Genomic DNA, 18,376 nt, shown 5'->3' with positions numbered 1-18,376 from the left:
TCGGGCAACAGAGGAAGAAAAATCCATATGAAATGGCTATGTTCAGTAGGTATCGCGGTGAGTCTGGCCCTACAACCAGCACTGGCGGATGATTTGTTCGGCAACCATCCATTAACGCCCGAAGCGCGGGATACATTCGTCACCGATCTGCTCAAGAAAATGACGGTTGATGAGAAAATTGGTCAGCTTCGTTTAATCAGCGTTGGCCCGGATAACCCGAAAGAGGCGATCCGCGAGATGATCAAAGATGGGCAGGTGGGGGCGATTTTTAACACCGTGACTCGCCAGGATATCCGCGCCATGCAGGATCAGGTGATGGAACTAAGCCGCCTGAAAATTCCTCTCTTCTTTGCCTACGACGTGCTGCACGGTCAGCGTACCGTTTTCCCGATTAGCCTTGGTCTGGCGTCCTCTTTTAACCTCGATGCAGTGAAAACCGTGGGGCGCGTTTCAGCTTATGAAGCGGCAGACGATGGCCTGAACATGACCTGGGCGCCGATGGTCGACGTCTCGCGCGATCCGCGCTGGGGACGAGCTTCCGAAGGTTTTGGCGAAGATACGTATCTCACCTCAATTATGGGTAAAACTATGGTTGAAGCGATGCAGGGCAAAAGTCCGGCAGATCGCTACTCGGTGATGACCAGCGTTAAACACTTCGCTGCTTACGGTGCGGTAGAAGGCGGTAAAGAGTACAACACCGTCGATATGAGTCCGCAGCGTCTGTTTAATGATTATATGCCGCCGTACAAAGCGGGGCTGGATGCAGGCAGCGGCGCGGTGATGGTGGCGCTGAACTCGCTCAATGGTACACCGGCAACTTCCGATTCCTGGTTGCTGAAAGATGTTCTGCGCGATCAGTGGGGTTTTAAAGGCATCACGGTTTCCGATCATGGTGCAATCAAAGAGCTGATCAAACACGGCACGGCGGCAGACCCGGAAGATGCGGTGCGGGTGGCGCTTAAGTCCGGTATCAATATGAGCATGAGTGACGAGTATTACTCGAAGTATCTGCCTGGTTTGATCAAATCCGGCAAAGTGACGATGGAAGAACTGGATGACGCCACTCGCCACGTGTTGAACGTTAAATACGATATGGGGTTGTTTAACGATCCGTACAGCCATCTTGGGCCGAAAGAGTCTGACCCGGCGGATACCAATGCCGAAAGCCGTTTGCACCGCAAAGAAGCACGTGAAGTGGCGCGCGAAAGCCTGGTGTTGCTGAAAAACCGTCTCGAAACGTTACCGCTGAAAAAATCGGCAACCATTGCGGTGGTTGGCCCACTGGCAGACAGCAAACGTGACGTAATGGGAAGCTGGTCGGCAGCAGGTGTCGTCGATCAATCCGTGACTGTGCTAACCGGGATTAAAAATGCCGTTGGTGAAAACGGTAAAGTGCTGTACGCCAAAGGGGCGAACGTTACCAGTGATAAAGGCATTATAGACTTCCTGAATCAGTATGAAGAAGCGGTAAAAGTCGATCCGCGCTCGCCGCAAGAGATGATTGATGAAGCGGTGCAGACCGCGAAACAAGCTGATGTGGTGGTGGCTGTGGTCGGTGAAGCTCAGGGGATGGCGCACGAAGCCTCCAGCCGTACCGATATCACCATCCCGCAAAGCCAGCGCGATTTGATTGCTGCCCTGAAAGCCACTGGTAAACCGTTGGTGCTGGTGTTAATGAACGGTCGCCCGCTGGCGCTGGTGAAAGAAGATCAGCAAGCCGACGCGATTCTGGAAACCTGGTTTGCCGGTACTGAAGGCGGGAATGCGATTGCCGATGTGCTGTTTGGCGATTACAACCCGTCTGGCAAGCTGCCGATGTCCTTCCCGCGTTCTGTCGGGCAGATCCCGGTTTATTACAGCCATCTGAACACGGGGCGTCCGTATAACGCCGACAAGCCAAACAAATACACTTCACGTTATTTCGATGAAGCAAACGGGGCGCTTTATCCGTTCGGTTATGGTCTGAGCTATACCACTTTCACCGTCTCTGATGTGAAACTTTCTGCGCCGACCATGAAGCGTGACGGCAAAGTGACCGCCAGCGTGCAGGTGACAAATACCGGCAAACGCGAAGGGGCGACGGTTGTCCAGATGTACTTGCAGGATGTGACGGCTTCCATGAGCCGTCCGGTGAAACAACTGAAAGGCTTTGAGAAAATCACCCTGAAACCGGGTGAAACCCAAACCGTCAGCTTCCCGATCGATATTGAGGCGTTGAAGTTCTGGAATCAGCAGATGAAATATGACGCCGAACCCGGCAAGTTCAACGTCTTTATCGGCACTGATTCCGCACGCGTTAAGAAAGGCGAGTTTGAGTTGCTGTAACTCTTTATGAAGGGCGCGACGTTTGCGCCCTTTGCCTGATGCGCTGCGCTTATCAGGCCTACAGGTTGCAAACACCCCGTAGACTGGATAAGGCGCTCGCGCCGCATCCGGCAAAAAACGCGGGCAGTATTTCCCTCTTCAGTATTTATCTGATTCTGCCACTGAATTCGTCCTGTCAGGCTAATCCCGTCATTATCAACTATGCTTTTTTCTTAATTCTCTGAAAACAACAGTAAAAGAATGAGGAAAGCATCATGCCACTCTCAAAGCTCCAGGCCGGTTCACTGGTTTTGATAGCCGCCGTGAGCCTGCCGCTACAGGCGGCTTCCCCCGTTAAAGTCGGTTCGAAAATCGATACCGAAGGCGCACTGCTCGGCAACATCATTTTGCAGGTGCTGGAAAACCACGGCGTTCCCACGGTAAATAAAGTCCAGCTTGGCACCACGCCAGTGGTGCGCGGGGCGATTACTTCGGGCGAACTGGATATTTACCCGGAATACACCGGCAATGGTGCTTTCTTCTTTAAAGATGAAAACGATGCGGCATGGAAAAACGCGCAACAAGGCTACGAGAAGGTCAAAAAACTCGATGCAGAGCAAAACCAGTTAATCTGGCTGACGCCCGCACCTGCGAATAACACCTGGACCATCGCCGTGCGTCAGGATATGGCAGAAAAAAACAAACTCACTTCGCTTGCCGATCTCAGTCGTTATCTGAAAGACGGTGGCACCTTTAAACTGGCGGCCTCGGCAGAGTTTATTGAACGTGCCGATGCGCTGCCCGCTTTTGAAAAAGCCTATGAATTTAAACTCGATCAGGATCAGTTGCTGTCACTGGCAGGTGGCGACACGGCAGTAACGATTAAAGCCGCAGCCCAGCAAACGTCCGGCGTTAATGCGGCGATGGCCTACGGTACTGACGGCCCGGTAGCAGCGCTGGGGCTACAAACATTAAGCGATCCGAAAGGTGTCCAGCCAATTTACGCGCCTGCGCCAGTGGTGCGTGCGTCGGTGTTGAAAGAGTATCCGCAAATGGCGCAGTGGCTACAGCCTGTCTTCGCCAGCCTCGATGAAAAGACGTTGCAGCAATTGAATGCCAGTATTGCTGTAGAAGGGCTGGACGCGAAAAAAGTGGCTGCCGACTACCTGAAACAAAAAGGGTGGACGAAGTAATTTCCCGTGGCGCATCTTCGTATTAACTCTGTTCTGGCGTTGCTGCTGTTACTGATGGCAATAGCAGCGGCGTTGCCGTTTATCAGTTACGCACCTAACCGATTAGTTTCTGGTGAAGGTCGACAACTCTGGCAGTTGTGGCCGCAAACCATCTGGATGCTGGTGGGCGTTGGTTGCGCATGGCTGACTGCTTGTTTCGTTCCCGGAAGAAAAGGCAGCATTTTTGCTTTTCTCCTCGCGCAACTGGTGTTTATTTTGCTGGTATGGGGGGCAGGAAAAGCCGCGACGCAACTGGCGCAAAGTGGTAGCGCCCTGGCGCGTACCAGCCTCGGCAGTGGCTTCTGGCTGGCTGCGGCGCTGGCGCTGCTGGCCTGTAGCGATGCTATCCGGCGAATTTCCACGCATCCGCTATGGCGCTGGTTGCTGCATATTCAGATCGCCATTATTCCGTTGTGGTTACTGTTCTCTGGCACGCTTAACGATCTTTCGTTAATGAAAGAGTATGCCAACCGTCAGGATGTATTCGATGATGCACTGGCTCAACATCTGGCACTGCTGTTTGGTTCGGTACTGCCTGCGCTGGTTATCGGCGTACCATTGGGCGTCTGGTGCTACTTTTCCACCGCGCGGCAGGGGGCGATTTTTTCTTTACTCAATGTCATTCAGACCGTGCCTTCGGTGGCGCTGTTTGGTTTGTTGATCGCACCGCTTGCCGGACTGGCCGCTACCTTTCCGTGGCTGGGGACGCTCGGCATAGCAGGAACAGGCATGACGCCAGCATTGATTGCCCTGGTGCTCTATGCCTTGTTGCCGCTGGTGCGCGGCGTGGTAGTGGGCTTGAACCAGATCCCGCGCGATGTGCTGGAAAGCGCCAGAGCAATGGGCATGAGCGGGGGGCAGCGATTCCTTCATGTCCAGTTACCTCTGGCGCTGCCGGTATTTCTGCGCAGTCTGCGGGTGGTAATGGTGCAGACCGTCGGTATGGCGGTGATTGCGGCGTTAATTGGCGCGGGCGGTTTTGGTGCGCTGGTTTTTCAGGGACTGTTAAGCAGTGCCATTGATTTAGTGTTGCTGGGGGTGATCCCGGTGATTGTACTGGCGGTGCTGATCGACGCGCTGTTCGATTTGGTTATCGCACTGCTGAAGGTGAAAAGTCATGATTGAATTTAGCCATGTCAGCAAACAGTTCGGCACGCAAAAGGCCGTTAACGATCTCAATCTCAATTTTCAGGAGGGGAGCTTTTCGGTGCTGATTGGCACGTCAGGCTCCGGTAAATCAACCACTCTGAAGATGATCAACCGCCTGGTGGAGCACGACAGTGGCGTGATCCGTTTTGCCGGAGAAGAGATTCGTTCGCTGCCAGTGCTGGAGCTGCGCCGCCGAATGGGCTACGCCATTCAGTCGATAGGTTTATTTCCCCACTGGAGCGTGGCGCAAAATATCGCCACCGTACCGCAATTACAAAAATGGTCGCGGGCGCGAATTGACGATCGTATCGACGAATTAATGGCGCTACTGGGGCTGGAGGCAAATTTACGCGAGCGTTATCCGCATCAGCTTTCCGGCGGTCAGCAGCAGCGCGTGGGGGTTGCCCGTGCACTGGCTGCCGATCCACAAGTCTTGCTGATGGATGAACCGTTTGGCGCACTGGATCCGGTAACGCGCGGCGCGTTGCAACAAGAGATGACGCGCATTCACCGTTTGCTGGGGCGCACCATTGTGCTGGTGACTCACGATATCGATGAGGCGCTGCGCCTGGCGGAGCATCTGGTGCTGATGGATCATGGTGAAGTGGTGCAGCAGGGCAATCCGCTGGCGATGCTTACCCGTCCGGCGAATGATTTTGTGCGCCAGTTTTTTGGTCACAGCGAGCTGGGCGTGCGCCTGTTATCGTTACGCAGTGTGACCGATTATGTGCGCCGCAACGAACGTGCTGAAGGTGAGGCGCTGGCAGAAGAGATGACGCTACGTGATGCACTCTCATTGTTTGTCGCCCGTGGCTGTGAAGTGCTGCCGGTGGTTAACGCTCAAGGCCAACCTTGCGGCACACTGCATTTTCAGGATCTGCTGATGGAGGCGTAATCGCATGAAAATAGTGCGCGATCCGCTTTTCTGGTTGATTGCCCTGTTTGTGGCGCTGATTTTCTGGCTGCCATACAGCCAGCCGCTGTTCGGTGCCTTATTCCCACAACTGCCGCGGCCTGTTTATCAGCAAGAAAGTTTTGCTTCCCTGGCGCTGGCCCATTTCTGGCTGGTGGGGATCTCAAGTTTGTTTGCCGTGGCTATTGGCGTCGGTGCAGGAATTGCGGTCACTCGCGCGTGGGGCGCGGAGTTTCGCCCGATGGTGGAAAACATAGCCGCCGTTGGGCAGACTTTTCCACCCGTAGCGGTACTGGCGATTGCCGTTCCGGTGATGGGGTTTGGTCTGCAGCCAGCGATTATTGCGCTGATCCTTTATGGTGTATTGCCCATCTTACAGGCGACACTTGCCGGACTGGGAGCGATTGATGATAGCGTGACAGACGTTGCCAAAGGTATGGGAATGAGCCGGAGTCAGCGATTGCGTAAAGTGGAGTTACCGTTGGCCGCACCAGTGATTCTGGCTGGCGTGCGGACTTCGGTGATTATCAACATTGGCACGGCGACCATCGCCTCAACGGTCGGGGCCAGCACGCTGGGAACGCCGATCATCATCGGACTTAGCGGATTTAATACCGCTTATGTCATTCAGGGGGCGTTGCTGGTGGCACTGGCGGCGATCATCGTAGACCGCCTGTTTGAACGGCTGGTGCAGCGACTTAGCCAGCACGCAAAATAAAGGTATAACCTGCGAGCATGACGCCACCGATACCGCCTAACGCCATCAACAGGAACAGGGTGATAACCCCAATTTTAGCTATGCGCATAATGCACTCCTTATGTTAACGAAAGGATTGTACAGTAAAGCGCATTTGTTAACGAATCATTAAATGCCAAGCGGGAAAATATCATGTCCTTGCTCTTGCCAGTGGGTAAGTTGCTGCTGCTGGGCGGGAGACTGGTTGTCACCGCACCATACCAATAATGTTCGGCCTTCGAACAGTTCCGGGCGTAGCTGATTGAGCGAGTGAGCGAGAACATCAATACGCCATCCCTGTTGGCTGGCGATCCAGCCTTCCAGCCACAGGCGGGTGGTGTCCTGAATATTCCAGCCGACGACCAGCGCATCTTTGCCCTGTTTTTTACGTGCCGAGGCCAGACAAATGGCGATGTAGTTGATCAACACGCCATCAAGGATCGCCAGCAACGTCTGGAGGGTTGGCTGCTGACACTGAAGCCGTCGGCGCAGAGGAATAAACAGATGTGTGGTGAGGGTCTGAGCGGGATAATCCTGACCGCGCTCTTTGATCCACATTCGCAGACTTTGCAGATTGCCGCTTTGCAGGTAATTAAGCAGAGTTTCTTGCTGATCGCGCCAGCCGTTCTGCACATCAACATTTTCATTACTGAGTAGCATTTTGACTTTGCTCACCTGCACGCCGTTGTCGATCCAGCGTTTGATCTCCCGGATCCGGTCGATATCCGCATCGTTGAACAGGCGATGACCGCCGTCGGTCCGCTGTGGTTTCAGCAATCCGTAACGTCTCTGCCACGCGCGTAACGTGACAGGATTGATATCACAAAGCAACGCCACTTCACCAATTGTGTAAAGCGCCATCCATCCTACCACCCTTGCTCGCGAGGTCCCGGTTTAACTTTAGACGTAGTTTTGCGAACCAGGTAGTTTTGCCCGTTTTTTGTTCATCTTCAGGGTGATTTTGTTTTTGCCAGATTGTTTTGAGTGATCGTAATCACGAATTCTCATTTTTCTGCAAGAGTTCAAAGAAAGTTAAACGCAGGCAATGTATGTTACGCATGTTTAAGGGATCTGTGGTTTGCGGGTATGTACGATTTTAATCTGGTGTTGCTGCTGCTTCAGCAGATGTGCGTTTTTCTGGTTATCGCGTGGTTAATGAGTAAAACGCCATTATTCATACCATTAATGCAGGTCACGGTTCGTCTGCCGCATAAATTTCTCTGCTATATCGTCTTTTCCATCTTCTGCATCATGGGCACCTGGTTCGGGCTGCACATTGACGATTCTATTGCCAACACCCGGGCGATTGGCGCGGTGATGGGCGGCTTACTGGGCGGCCCGGTGGTGGGCGGGCTGGTTGGTCTGACCGGCGGGTTACATCGTTACTCGATGGGAGGCATGACCGCGCTGAGTTGCATGATCTCGACCATCGTCGAAGGTTTGCTCGGGGGGCTGGTACACAGCATCCTGATCCGTCGCGGGCGCACCGATAAAGTCTTTAATCCGATTACCGCAGGTGCTGTTACATTCGTCGCGGAAATGGTGCAGATGCTGATTATTCTGGCGATTGCCCGACCTTATGAAGACGCCGTGCGTCTGGTGAGTAATATCGCTGCGCCGATGATGGTAACCAACACCGTGGGCGCGGCGCTGTTTATGCGCATTTTGCTTGATAAGCGCGCGATGTTTGAAAAATACACTTCGGCTTTTTCTGCCACGGCGCTGAAAGTGGCAGCCTCGACAGAAGGGATTTTGCGCCAGGGCTTTAATGAAGTGAACAGCATGAAAGTGGCGCAAGTGCTCTATAAAGAGCTGGATATTGGGGCGGTGGCGATTACCGATCGTGAGAAACTGCTGGCGTTTACCGGAATTGGCGATGATCACCATCTGCCCGGTAAGCCAATCTCTTCTACGTACACCTTAAAAGCGATAGAAACCGGCGAAGTGGTGTACGCCGACGGCAACGAAGTGCCTTACCGTTGTTCTCTGCACCCGCAGTGCAAGTTAGGTTCAACGCTGGTTATTCCATTGCGTGGCGAAAATCAGCGGGTGGTGGGAACCATCAAATTGTATGAAGCGAAAAACCGCCTGTTCAGTTCGATCAACCGCACGCTGGGTGAGGGGATCGCACAACTCCTTTCGGCGCAGATCCTCGCCGGGCAGTATGAGCGGCAAAAAGCGATGCTTACGCAGTCGGAAATCAAGCTGTTACACGCCCAGGTGAATCCCCATTTCCTGTTCAATGCGCTTAATACCATTAAAGCGGTGATCCGCCGCGACAGTGAGCAGGCCAGTCAACTGGTGCAGTATCTTTCTACTTTTTTCCGCAAAAACTTAAAGCGGCCTTCGGAGTTTGTTACTCTCGCTGACGAGATTGAACATGTGAACGCTTATCTGCAAATTGAAAAGGCGCGTTTTCAGTCGCGCTTGCAGGTCAATATTTCTATTCCGGAGGAATTATCCCAGCAGCAGTTGCCCGCGTTTACCCTACAACCGATAGTCGAAAACGCCATTAAACATGGGACATCGCAACTACTGGATACCGGGAGAGTGGCAATTAGCGCGCGCCGTGAAGGGCAACATTTAATGCTGGAGATCGAAGATAATGCCGGTTTGTATCAACCGGTAACCAATGCCAGCGGGCTGGGGATGAATCTGGTGGATAAGCGTTTACGTGAACGGTTTGGCGATGACTATGGGATCAGCGTCGCCTGTGAGCCTGATAGTTACACCCGAATAACGTTACGACTGCCATGGAGGGATGAGGCATGATTAGAGTCTTAATTGTCGATGATGAACCGTTAGCACGGGAAAACCTGCGCGTATTTTTGCAAGAGCAGAGCGATATTGAAATCGTCGGTGAGTGTTCAAACGCCGTGGAAGGGATTGGCGCGGTGCATAAACTGCGCCCGGATGTGCTGTTTCTCGATATCCAGATGCCGCGCATCAGTGGTCTGGAAATGGTGGGGATGCTCGACCCGGAACATCGTCCATATATCGTTTTTCTGACTGCGTTTGATGAATACGCCATTAAAGCCTTTGAAGAACATGCTTTTGATTATCTACTGAAGCCGATTGATGAAGCGCGGCTGGAGAAATCCCTGACCCGCCTGCGTCAGGAACGCAGCAAGCAGGATGTTTCCTTGTTGTCGGAGAATCAGCAAGGACTGAAATTTATCCCTTGTACCGGTCACAGCCGTATTTATTTGCTGCAAATGAAAGATGTGGCATTTGTCAGCAGTCGGATGAGCGGTGTTTACGTCACCAGTCACGAAGGTAAAGAGGGCTTCACTGAACTGACTTTACGCACTCTGGAGAGTCGTACGCCGCTACTGCGTTGTCATCGGCAGTATCTGGTTAACCTCGCGCATTTGCAGGAGATTCGTCTGGAGGATAACGGCCAGGCGGAGTTGATTTTGCGTAATGGCTTAACCGTTCCGGTCAGCCGTCGTTATCTGAAAAGTTTAAAAGAGGCGATTGGCCTGTAAAAGACTGCTAAAATGGCTTTTTGCCTCATCAACACCTGAAGGCCTCATGCTAAGTAACGATATTCTGCGCAGCGTGCGCTACATTTTAAAAGCCAATAATAACGACCTGGTGCGTATTCTCGCGCTGAGCAATGTTGAAGCTACCGCCGATCAGATCGCTATCTGGCTGCGTAAAGAAGACGAAGAGGGATTTCAACGTTGCCCGGACATTATTTTGTCTTCATTCCTGAATGGCCTGATTTATGAAAAACGCGGCAGGGATGAGTCTGCACCGGCACTGGAACCGGAACGTCGTATTAATAACAACATTGTGCTGAAAAAATTGCGCATCGCGTTTTCGCTGAAAACCGATGACATTCTGGCGATCCTCACCGAACAGCAGTTCCGTGTTTCCATGCCGGAAATTACTGCAATGATGCGCGCACCGGATCATAAAAACTTCCGCGAATGCGGTGATCAATTCTTGCGTTATTTTCTGCGAGGGCTGGCAGCGCGCCAGCATGTGAAGAAAAGCTAAGACGGATATGGCGGCCATGTAAGAACATGGCCGCCGACAGATTATTTCACTTCTTTAAAGCCTGCGGCTTTCATCACCAGTTCCATTTGCGCCATAGTGATGCCTTTTTTGGCATCTTCAGCAGAAATGTTGATGCCAGAAATACCCTGCAGGGCTTTAAAATCAACTTTCTCCATATCGATAGTTACGTTTTCCTGTGCGTAAGTATCTGTAAAAGTTAATTTTTCTTCAACGCCAGCAATGTTTTTATATTTTGCGCTTAACGGCTCAAGCGTTTTAGCTGCATCTTCTTTGTTAGCCGCACCGATGGATGCGAACTGAATTTTAGTTTCTGAAGATTGCTTAAGTACCTTGTCGCCTTTGTAGACATAGGTAATGGCAATTTCAGTACCGTTCAGATTGGCACTAAATTTCTTTGATTCTTCTTTGTCACCACAGCCAGCGAGAGAGAAAACCAGAACAGATGCAACAACGAGGGAAAACAGCTTGTTGAAAGCCTTCATGTAAAACTCCATTTTATCAAGATCAGAAAACTGGTGACTCTCACCAGGGCGCTATAGAATATTCTTTATACCTCGTCTTGAGCAGTCCGGAAATGGAGTAGAACTCTTAATAAAAAGCATTTTTCCCCCCTTGTTGCTCAAGCATCAGTAACAACTGTTCGCAGAGTAAAACGCAGTTGTTTAATGTTTCACCCAGAGCCTCTCCCTCTGTAGTACGCAATTGATTCAACAAATGTGCCAGCCGGTAAAAGCCCTCCCCGGTCAACTCATTTACCAGCAAGCCGACCTGACTGATGACACTTTGCCCCTGATAGCGCCAGCCGTTATGTAGCACCTGAATTAATAATGACTGGCAGCGCATCAACAACTGAGGAGCGGTGGACGGCACAGGAAGAACGCTGGCGGAAGGTAGCGGTGCCACAGACGCAGTTTCTGCATCCAGCGCCCAGGCGCGAGATTGCGTCATCATCACCCGTGGCTCCAGCGTTAACTGTCCTTCGGTAAAACTGACGAATCCAGAAACCAGACACACGGGATCATCTTGCTGTCGTAACAGGGACGCCATGCGTTCAACGGCAAAGGGTGAGCTGGCAGAGGCTGGCAGTGATAACGTCAGCACATTATCTTCGCCTTCGCCACTGATTACCTGCGCATCCAGTGTCTGGCGGCTGCTGTCCCAGCCAAGTGAAATACACTCAGCCACAGGCAGAATAAATAAATTATCCACCTGATTAAGCGGGCGAACGGAGACTGGCGGGCGCTGGCGTAAGTATTCCCGTAACGCTACGATTCCCGGCTGGCGCAGCGGCGCACTCAGCATTTGCCACGCATCCGGAGACAGTGGAACGACGCTGCTTAAGCGGTTGCGCGTACCTAACAACAGCTCACCTTCGGCACTGCGTTTCGCTGCTTGTGAGACGATTTGCCCTCCCGCCAGCGCCCCTGCCTGAAAGGTAAATAGCCGACGCGTTGCCGCAGGCGCGTTTTCCTGTTCACTTCTCGGCCAACTGCGTGAAAGGTGTAAAATACTACCGGTGTCGGGGTCGGTGAACCAGATCCGTAAACCATACTGTTGGAAGTCTTGCCAGCTACGCATACCTAATGACACCAGCCGCAGATGATCCAGTTTTGCTTCTCCGGCAATCCCTGCGCCAACGACCGTGCGCCACGGCATGGGCGGTACTTCACCGACACAGTCACGTCGTACCATCTCTTGTGCACTGGCTAACCGACTGTTTAATGCTGCAAGCTGGCGCAAACATTCTCCTGCGTGATAGTGGCTGGCGCGGGCGTGGAACGCATCAACGCTGGCACGCAGTTGCCGTAGCGATTCACTTACCCATCGCCAGTTGCAGGCTTCTGCCGCTTGCCGGGCGCGGCTGAATGCAGCCTCGTAATGAATTAACGGTTGGCTGATCCCCCCCAGCCATAACGCGTAACTTAATTGCTGGACATATTTACGACAGGCTTTGCCCTCATCGCTGGCAAATGGAGCGTCATTTGATGCGATTTGTTCGCTGCGCATCTGCCAGAGCAAATGAGAAAATTCTGCCTGCTGTGCTTTGGCCTGGACGAATGCCTGCACTGCCAGTACCACGTGTTCGCACAGCGTTCCTTCAATGCAGTCACAACGGGCGAAACGAATACTGCTGCGGGAATAAAAACGCACATCGCTCATCGGTAAGCGGGCAGAGGGAATTTCGCCTGGCGCGCAGAACAGTTCAATAGTTATACCTTTGGCGGCGAGGGATTGTGCGCGTTTGTGCGTGGCAGTGGGCAGGGTAGTCAGTTCTTCCAGCCAGATTGCCGGGGGCCATTCCTCTGCTTTTTCCGTGGGCTGAGGGGTAGCACAAAGTCGCTGATAACTTAACACCAACATCACGCGATGGCGGCACATGCCGCTGGCCCCGCAGCTACACTGGGCCTCTTTCAGAGCCTGACCGTTTGCCAGTTGGCTGCGTGTACCGTCACTGAAAGTGGCGATCAGTGTGCCGCTCTCATGGCTAATTTCTGGGATATTGCCATTTTCCAGTTCCTTAAGGCTGCGCTTAACAAAACCGGCATTACTTAACGCTGTCAGTGCCTGTGGCGTCAGTTCTAATAATTCCGGGCGTAGTGAATTCATGACTGAAGATTCTCCGCCAGCCAGGAAGCCAGTTCACCCGGCGTCATGGCAGCTATTTGTGCACCGACATTGACCAATGCCTGGGCCATATCCCGGTCATAACAGGGGGTTGCTGTGCTGTCGAGCGCCGCCAGCCCCAGCACCTTGATGCCGCTTTGAACACACTGCTTCACCTGGTGGATGAGTGATGACGATGTTCCGCCTTCATAAAAATCGCTTACCAGAACAATCACGCTTTTACCTGGTTGTTCAATAAGTTGACGGGCGTACTCCACTGCACTGGCGATATGCGTTCCACCGCCCAGTTGCACTTTCATTAATAACTCTACCGGGTCGGCAACGTCGGCAGTGAGATCTACGACGCTGGTATCAAATGCCACCAGATGGGTGCGAATGCCGGGTAATTGCCATAAACAGGCCGCCATCACTGCTGAGTGGATCACTGAATCAACCATCGATCCGCTTTGATCGACCAGTAAAACCAGTTGCCATTGTTCACTATGGCGCTTAATGCGACTGTTAAAGCGGGGTGATTCGATATACAACTTGCCGCGTTTGGGGGCCCAGTGCTGCAGGTTGGCCCGCAGGGTACTTTTGAAATCGAAATTGCGCGCCAGGGGAATATGCGAGCGGCGACGGCGGTCACGCACACCAGAAAAAGCCTGATGAACTTCTTTGGCCAGCCGCGCCATAATTTCTTCAACAACCTGGTGCACTATCTTGCGAGCGGCTGCCAGCACCTCGGGATTCATCAGATGTTTAGTGTGCAATACGGCGCGTAGCAGGCTTTCGGAAGGTTGCATACGTTTCAGCACTTCAATATTTGTCACCACATCTTCTATGCCGTAGCGCAGCACGGCGTCGCTTTCCAGTAGCTCAATTACCTGCTGTGGGAAGAGCGTGTGAATATCATTGATCCACTCGGGCGTTGTGAGAGTTGAACTGCCCAGCCCTCCGTGCCGTTCACCGCGTTGAATGCGCTCAGGATCGCGCCCGTATAGCCACTCCAGGGCGTGGTCTATCCGTCGGGCGTTGCCATCAAGACCGCAAAGGGTAGTTTCAGCCGCTTCACCAAGAATCAATCGCCAGCGCTGTAGCTCACGGGTAGTCAGAAGGTCGTTCAGTTCAGACATGGAAAACTCCCCAGTGTTGCAGTGACGCCAGTGCCTGCTGTTCCAGTTGTTGATGATGAGCAATGGTTTGCGGTGGACAATGTAACGGCATTTGCAGTGCCGGGACGGGGAGCTGCGCCAGTTGGTAATGCTCAAGCACCTGATGCGCCAGCGCCCCGCGTTCTCGAGGCGGTAGCCAGGCCATCGCTGCACGTAAATCGGGCAGAGCGTTAATAAAATCGGCGTCGCTAAGTTGATTCAAATGAGTGCTGAAACCGGCGATAAATGCAGGCTGAGAAGCCAGTTGATGGCGAGCCAGCGCCAGCAAACCATGTAGGGCTTCGCCTGACTCAGTCGGGGATAATTGCGCCAGCATATCCAGTGCGCTTTCGGCACTGGCGTTGGGATGTTCCAGACGCATCAGCGCCCCGAGAGCCGCGCCGCGATCCAGCGCCGGGGCATGAATCGCCTGACTACGGCGCTCCAGTAAGGCCAGGGCGGCGGAAAGCGAAACACCTGGCAGTTGAATGCCACAATGGAGATCGCGCAGGATATGGCACAGCGCCTGCCAGCTATGCAAATGGGCGTGAAATTCTTTTTCGTCCGGCCTGCCGTTGGATTCACATAACCACAACGTTCGATCTATCGCCGCACACAGTGTGGTTTGCAGTATTAGCGCCCCTTGCATACCGCCAGTCTCATCCAGACGCCACAAGGCATAAAGCACTTCCAGCGCCTGGCCCATTTCGGCAAACTGATTTTCCTGGGCGATTAATAATGTGAGTTGCTCCAGTAATTGCTGACTGAAGGACTCCAGACCAGCTAACGCCGCCTGGCTAAGACATGTGGTGATGTTGCCGATTCCTCCTGTGTCCAGCATATCGGCTTCTAATTTATTGCGTGCGGCTTCCAGGAGTGTGGCACCAAAGCAGGCGGCCTCAATCAATGCCGCATGTTGGCTAAGCGGCAGGGTTAATTTCCATTGTTCTTCACCGTTACCCGCAAGCGTCAGTGTACTTCCCTGCTGGCGCACTATCCCCGGGATCTCCAGTATTGCCAGCCGATGTAACACCTGACTTTGCGCTAGTCCATCGGGGGTAAAGCGATTCAACGTCAGGTCGGATGGAAGAGTGATTTTGCTACGTTCCAGTTCGCAGGTGACATCTTTTGGCAGAGGCGGTTGTGGCGTGGAGGGGGCAAGTTTACCGAATCCGTCACCCGCTAATGTGTCTATCAACGTTAGCAGGATCGGATCGGTATCGGGATGAATAACGCCGCGATAGCTCCACGGCAACGGCGCGTTCAAGGCTTCTTTAATCAGCGATCCTGCTATAGCATCCAGCCAGTCAGTGCGTAACGGCAGTGTATGACCGCGCAATTGTGCCAGTGCCATCGCATGTAGATGCGCGGCAGCCATATCAGCGGTAGATGCGGGTAAGTGGTGCTGGCGCAAACGGGTAAGAATCGTTTTAAGTAACAGCTCACCTGCGCGTTGCAAACCAAATTTCCAGCACCAGTTTTGCCAGACCGGAGCAGGCATTCCTGAAAGGTATCCCGCCAGCACATCAAGGCGCTTTTCACTGTATGGCGTCAGATAACAACCGGTCACTGCATCCGGTAATGAGGGCAGCCTGGGTTTTCTCTCTTCCTGAGAATATTTGCGCCACAATTTTTCCAGTGCAGGGGCATGCCAGCCACCGCAGACGACTAATACATTGCCGTTGTTTTGCTGCATCGCCCAGGCAATCCAGCGGGCCATAAAGGCTTCGCGCTGGCGATTTACCGAATCACCCGCATCATTACCACGAAGTTGCACAAAGTATTGCGCCAGAGCGGATTGAAGTGTGGACTGCTGGCTTTCATCTTCGAACAGGTGATCCCACAGGGTATCGCTGTTATCCATACTGGTAGCGAGTAGCAGTAAGGCCTGATGGTCATTAGCCGCAACAGGTTCATCTTCATCTTCTTCACTCTGTGCCCAGCAAGGTAAATCGATAAACCAGGTTTGTGCCTGGATGCTGCGGGCAGTATGTAGCGCCTGCCACTCAGGTGAAAACTCGGCAAATGGGGTCCAGGCACCGCGCCCTGGGGCAACACCGTCCTGATACTGACAATAACTGTATATGGCTACCGGAAGCTGGTGGACTAAAAACAGTTCATCTACCCGGTCATTAAAATCGGCCGGTCCTTCAATCAACACGTATCGCGGTTGCTTGCTTTCAATTAGCGATTTCACCAGACGGGCGCAGGCCGGACTATGGTGCCGGATGCCGACAATTAACGGCTCACTCATGCATCTTTCCTCACGGCAGGCGGTGGCGAGCCTGGTAATAAGCCTGCCAGTGAGCTTCTTTGTGTGTGGCAACGCGCTGTTCAAAGTAACGGCGCAGACGAGCGCGATCTTCTTCGTTGTCTTTGACGATGGTGCCAGCAATACAGTCCACCAGATCGGCAGGTTCACCCGCGCGATTTGCTAAAAACCAGGCGCGGACGCCCACGGCGTGCGCTACGTTAACGGCTTCGGCGGTGGACATAATGGCCGTCAGGGTATCCATTGACGTTTTCTTCTCACCGTTGGCCCGCAGATCGCGGAACGTGCGTACCAGCAGCTCCAGTACTGCGTCAGGCACCCTATGCGGAATGCCACTATGGGCCAGTAAACGCGCTGACGCACTGGCGACCAGTTCCAGTTCCTGGGCGAAATCCATAATCGGAAAGACGGTTTCAAAATCGAAGCGACGCTTGAGCGCGGCGCTCATTTCATTGACGCCGCGATCGCGGGTATTGGCGGTGGCAATAATGTTAAAGCCTTCGCGAGCATAAAGCTGGCTTTCTTCACCGGCCAGTTCCGGCACCGTCATCACCCGATCAGAAAGCATGCCTAACAGACAGTCCTGCACTTCCAGCGGTGTACGCGTTATCTCTTCAAAACGGACGATTTTGCCATCGCGCATGCCTTGATAAAGCGGAGCCGGGACAAGCGCTTCTGTTGACGGACCGTGGTTGATAAGCAGAGCGTAGTTCCAGCCGTACTTGATTTGGTCTTCGGTGGTTGATGCGCCGCCCTGAATGGTTAAACCGGCATCGCCGCTAATGGCCGTTGCGAGCAATTCAGAAAGGAGAGATTTGGCCGTACCCGGTTCCCCGACCAGCATTAAACCGCGCCCGGTGGCGAGAGTCACTAACATGCGTTCAATAGCAGAAGGGCTTATTACGACTTTACGGCTGATGTTTTTCGTCTCATCACCAAGAATAAAAGCACGCGCTGCAGGCAAACTTAGCTGCCAACCGGGCGGGCAAGGTGCGTTATCATTTTGTTTTAATTTTGCCAGTTCATCGGCGTATAACACAGCAGCAGGCGGACGCTGCAGAAGATTATTCTGCGTTGACATATATTCATCCCTGAAATGTATTAATAAAACAAACGGTATTTTACGCGCAATAAATGTTTAACGCATTAATTGATTGAGTGGAAAATATCAGGAAAGCAGAACACAGTAAATAAAAGAACCTGCTGGTGAGGCAGGTTCTTTTATTTACTACTTTGACGCTAAGTTACTGATTATGCAATATTTCGCACCAACGAATAAATTATAATCATATCCACGCTCCATTGCAATTCAGTGAATGATATTTATAATCCTGCCCGTTGGGAGGTTGTGCCGGATCGGACCAATTTTAAGTCCTGGCTGCCGAACGGGTGGTGCCGCAGGCGGTGCCCTGATCCGGAGAGCAACGTTTCGTACCAACATACGTAAACCAGTATCGACAGGCAGTGTAAGGGTAAGGTGCTGGTATTGCGCTCCTTAATAAGGAGAGCGGATGGACACGCTGACACAAAAGTTAACCGTGCTTATTGCCGTACTGGAGTTATTAGTGGTTCTGTTACGGTTGATTGATTTGTTGAAGTAACGGGAAAATTGAAACGCATCTAAGGGGGAATACCGCTTCCTCCTTTAATAAACTATTATTCTATTTACTGGTTGAATATATTCTATAGTTCACCATTAAAAATTTCCATTATAGTTTCTGGTGATTTACCTCGTAATTTTCGCTCATCAATAAACTCATCTCTTATATAAATCAAAGCATCATTTATTAGCGGGTCTGCATCTTCTTGTTCACGTTGGTTAAATATTGGACGTAGCCGGAATCGTTCCAGTCGATAGACCGTTCCAGTAAATAATTTAGCGTATTTATGGATTTCAAGTCGGAAGGAAAAGGGTTCTTCAGGATCAATAATCTGATAGTCGTAAATAGCGACCAGTTCACTTTGCACGATCATGGATTTTCTCAG

Annotated in this window: 16 protein-coding genes; 8 read left to right on the top strand and 8 right to left on the bottom strand. The window is 52.4% G+C overall.

Features of this window, described 5'->3' with window-relative positions; all coding sequences use genetic code 11:
• Positions 1 to 27: 27 nt before the first annotated feature.
• From bglX to A9587_RS19510, 5 genes are all read left to right on the top strand, one after another.
• Positions 28 to 2,325 carry a beta-glucosidase BglX gene (gene bglX / locus A9587_RS19535; RefSeq protein ID WP_105263674.1) on the top strand — a complete coding sequence of 766 codons (2,298 nt, stop codon included), beginning with the start codon at positions 28 to 30 and terminating at the stop codon, positions 2,323 to 2,325.
• A gap of 254 nt (positions 2,326 to 2,579) precedes the next feature.
• Positions 2,580 to 3,497, top strand: a complete 918-nt coding sequence (osmF, locus tag A9587_RS19525) for a glycine betaine ABC transporter substrate-binding protein OsmF (RefSeq protein WP_105263672.1) — start codon at positions 2,580 to 2,582, stop codon at positions 3,495 to 3,497.
• 6 nt (positions 3,498 to 3,503) lie between these two features.
• Entirely contained in the window at positions 3,504 to 4,661 is a 1,158-nt protein-coding gene (locus tag A9587_RS19520) for an ABC transporter permease (protein WP_016248960.1), read from the top strand.
• Positions 4,654 to 5,580, top strand: coding sequence for a glycine betaine ABC transporter ATP binding protein YehX (yehX, locus tag A9587_RS19515; RefSeq protein ID WP_000569388.1), 927 nt, complete (start codon positions 4,654 to 4,656; stop codon positions 5,578 to 5,580). Before A9587_RS19520 ends, yehX begins: the two co-directional genes overlap by 8 nt.
• Positions 5,581 to 5,584: 4 nt before the next feature.
• Positions 5,585 to 6,316 carry an ABC transporter permease gene (locus tag A9587_RS19510; RefSeq protein ID WP_001516698.1) on the top strand — a complete coding sequence of 244 codons (732 nt, stop codon included), beginning with the start codon at positions 5,585 to 5,587 and terminating at the stop codon, positions 6,314 to 6,316.
• Here A9587_RS19510 and A9587_RS19505 read toward each other — a convergent pair.
• Together A9587_RS19505 and mlrA are read right to left on the bottom strand one after the other, a co-directional pair.
• Complete coding sequence (locus tag A9587_RS19505; RefSeq protein WP_001216965.1) at positions 6,297 to 6,404, bottom strand: protein YohO; 108 nt, start codon at positions 6,402 to 6,404, stop codon at positions 6,297 to 6,299. The two genes, A9587_RS19510 and A9587_RS19505, sit on opposite strands and share 20 nt — an antisense overlap.
• A gap of 59 nt (positions 6,405 to 6,463) precedes the next feature.
• Positions 6,464 to 7,195, bottom strand: a complete 732-nt coding sequence (mlrA, locus tag A9587_RS19500) for an HTH-type transcriptional regulator MlrA (RefSeq protein ID WP_001240391.1) — start codon at positions 7,193 to 7,195, stop codon at positions 6,464 to 6,466.
• A 225-nt stretch (positions 7,196 to 7,420) separates the two neighbouring features.
• Here mlrA and btsS point away from each other — a divergent pair, with 225 nt between their 5' ends.
• Genes btsS through A9587_RS19485 form a run of 3 tightly spaced genes read left to right on the top strand, consistent with a single transcriptional unit; the run spans position 7,421 to position 10,339 of the window.
• Entirely contained in the window at positions 7,421 to 9,106 is a 1,686-nt protein-coding gene (gene btsS, locus A9587_RS19495; protein WP_001516697.1) for a two-component regulatory system sensor histidine kinase BtsS, read from the top strand.
• The gene (gene btsR, locus A9587_RS19490; RefSeq protein WP_001516696.1) at positions 9,103 to 9,822 is read left to right on the top strand and encodes a two-component system response regulator BtsR; all 720 of its coding nucleotides are present in this window, start codon (positions 9,103 to 9,105) and stop codon (positions 9,820 to 9,822) included. The genes btsS and btsR overlap by 4 nt, the downstream gene beginning before the upstream one ends.
• 46 nt (positions 9,823 to 9,868) lie before the next feature.
• Positions 9,869 to 10,339, top strand: a complete 471-nt coding sequence (locus tag A9587_RS19485; protein WP_001516694.1) for a DUF1456 family protein — start codon at positions 9,869 to 9,871, stop codon at positions 10,337 to 10,339.
• 41 nt (positions 10,340 to 10,380) lie between these two features.
• On the opposite strand, the gene A9587_RS19480 is transcribed toward A9587_RS19485, so the two are convergent.
• From A9587_RS19480 to A9587_RS19455, 6 genes are all read right to left on the bottom strand, one after another.
• Positions 10,381 to 10,842 carry a YehR family lipoprotein gene (locus A9587_RS19480; protein WP_001516693.1) on the bottom strand — a complete coding sequence of 154 codons (462 nt, stop codon included), beginning with the start codon at positions 10,840 to 10,842 and terminating at the stop codon, positions 10,381 to 10,383.
• A 106-nt stretch (positions 10,843 to 10,948) separates the two neighbouring features.
• Positions 10,949 to 12,967, bottom strand: coding sequence for an SWIM zinc finger family protein (locus A9587_RS19475; protein WP_105263671.1), 2,019 nt, complete (start codon positions 12,965 to 12,967; stop codon positions 10,949 to 10,951).
• Complete coding sequence (locus A9587_RS19470; protein ID WP_105263670.1) at positions 12,964 to 14,100, bottom strand: vWA domain-containing protein; 1,137 nt, start codon at positions 14,098 to 14,100, stop codon at positions 12,964 to 12,966. The genes A9587_RS19475 and A9587_RS19470 overlap by 4 nt, the downstream gene beginning before the upstream one ends.
• Positions 14,093 to 16,372: a DUF5682 family protein gene (locus tag A9587_RS19465; RefSeq protein ID WP_105263669.1), complete on the bottom strand. Its 2,280-nt coding sequence runs from the start codon at positions 16,370 to 16,372 to the stop codon at positions 14,093 to 14,095. The genes A9587_RS19470 and A9587_RS19465 overlap by 8 nt, the downstream gene beginning before the upstream one ends.
• 10 nt (positions 16,373 to 16,382) lie before the next feature.
• A complete protein-coding gene (locus A9587_RS19460) occupies positions 16,383 to 17,471 on the bottom strand; it encodes an ATP-binding protein (protein ID WP_000107245.1) in 1,089 nt (362 codons plus the stop codon).
• A 602-nt stretch (positions 17,472 to 18,073) separates the two neighbouring features.
• Complete coding sequence (locus A9587_RS19455; RefSeq protein ID WP_038355312.1) at positions 18,074 to 18,364, bottom strand: hypothetical protein; 291 nt, start codon at positions 18,362 to 18,364, stop codon at positions 18,074 to 18,076.
• Positions 18,365 to 18,376 lie beyond the last annotated feature (12 nt).

The sequence above is a fragment of the Escherichia sp. MOD1-EC6162 genome, assembly GCF_002965125.1.
Taxonomy (GTDB): domain Bacteria; phylum Pseudomonadota; class Gammaproteobacteria; order Enterobacterales; family Enterobacteriaceae; genus Escherichia; species Escherichia marmotae.
This window is presented reverse-complemented; position numbering and strand designations above follow the sequence as displayed.

Bases quoted from the DNA above. Each gene is read 5' to 3' on its own strand.
- bglX (WP_105263674.1), top strand. From the start codon at position 28: ATGAAATGGCTATGTTCAGTAGGTATCGCGGTGAGTCTGGCCCTACAA.
- A9587_RS19475 (WP_105263671.1), bottom strand. From the start codon at position 12,967: ATGAATTCACTACGCCCGGAATTATTAGAACTGACGCCACAGGCACTG.
- A9587_RS19510 (WP_001516698.1), top strand. From the start codon at position 5,585: ATGAAAATAGTGCGCGATCCGCTTTTCTGGTTGATTGCCCTGTTTGTG.
- A9587_RS19465 (WP_105263669.1), bottom strand. From the start codon at position 16,372: ATGAGTGAGCCGTTAATTGTCGGCATCCGGCACCATAGTCCGGCCTGC.
- yehX (WP_000569388.1), top strand. From the start codon at position 4,654: ATGATTGAATTTAGCCATGTCAGCAAACAGTTCGGCACGCAAAAGGCC.
- A9587_RS19485 (WP_001516694.1), top strand. From the start codon at position 9,869: ATGCTAAGTAACGATATTCTGCGCAGCGTGCGCTACATTTTAAAAGCC.
- A9587_RS19460 (WP_000107245.1), bottom strand. From the start codon at position 17,471: ATGTCAACGCAGAATAATCTTCTGCAGCGTCCGCCTGCTGCTGTGTTA.
- A9587_RS19480 (WP_001516693.1), bottom strand. From the start codon at position 10,842: ATGAAGGCTTTCAACAAGCTGTTTTCCCTCGTTGTTGCATCTGTTCTG.
- A9587_RS19470 (WP_105263670.1), bottom strand. From the start codon at position 14,100: ATGTCTGAACTGAACGACCTTCTGACTACCCGTGAGCTACAGCGCTGG.
- btsS (WP_001516697.1), top strand. From the start codon at position 7,421: ATGTACGATTTTAATCTGGTGTTGCTGCTGCTTCAGCAGATGTGCGTT.
- mlrA (WP_001240391.1), bottom strand. From the start codon at position 7,195: ATGGCGCTTTACACAATTGGTGAAGTGGCGTTGCTTTGTGATATCAAT.
- osmF (WP_105263672.1), top strand. From the start codon at position 2,580: ATGCCACTCTCAAAGCTCCAGGCCGGTTCACTGGTTTTGATAGCCGCC.
- A9587_RS19455 (WP_038355312.1), bottom strand. From the start codon at position 18,364: ATGATCGTGCAAAGTGAACTGGTCGCTATTTACGACTATCAGATTATT.
- btsR (WP_001516696.1), top strand. From the start codon at position 9,103: ATGATTAGAGTCTTAATTGTCGATGATGAACCGTTAGCACGGGAAAAC.
- A9587_RS19505 (WP_001216965.1), bottom strand. From the start codon at position 6,404: ATGCGCATAGCTAAAATTGGGGTTATCACCCTGTTCCTGTTGATGGCG.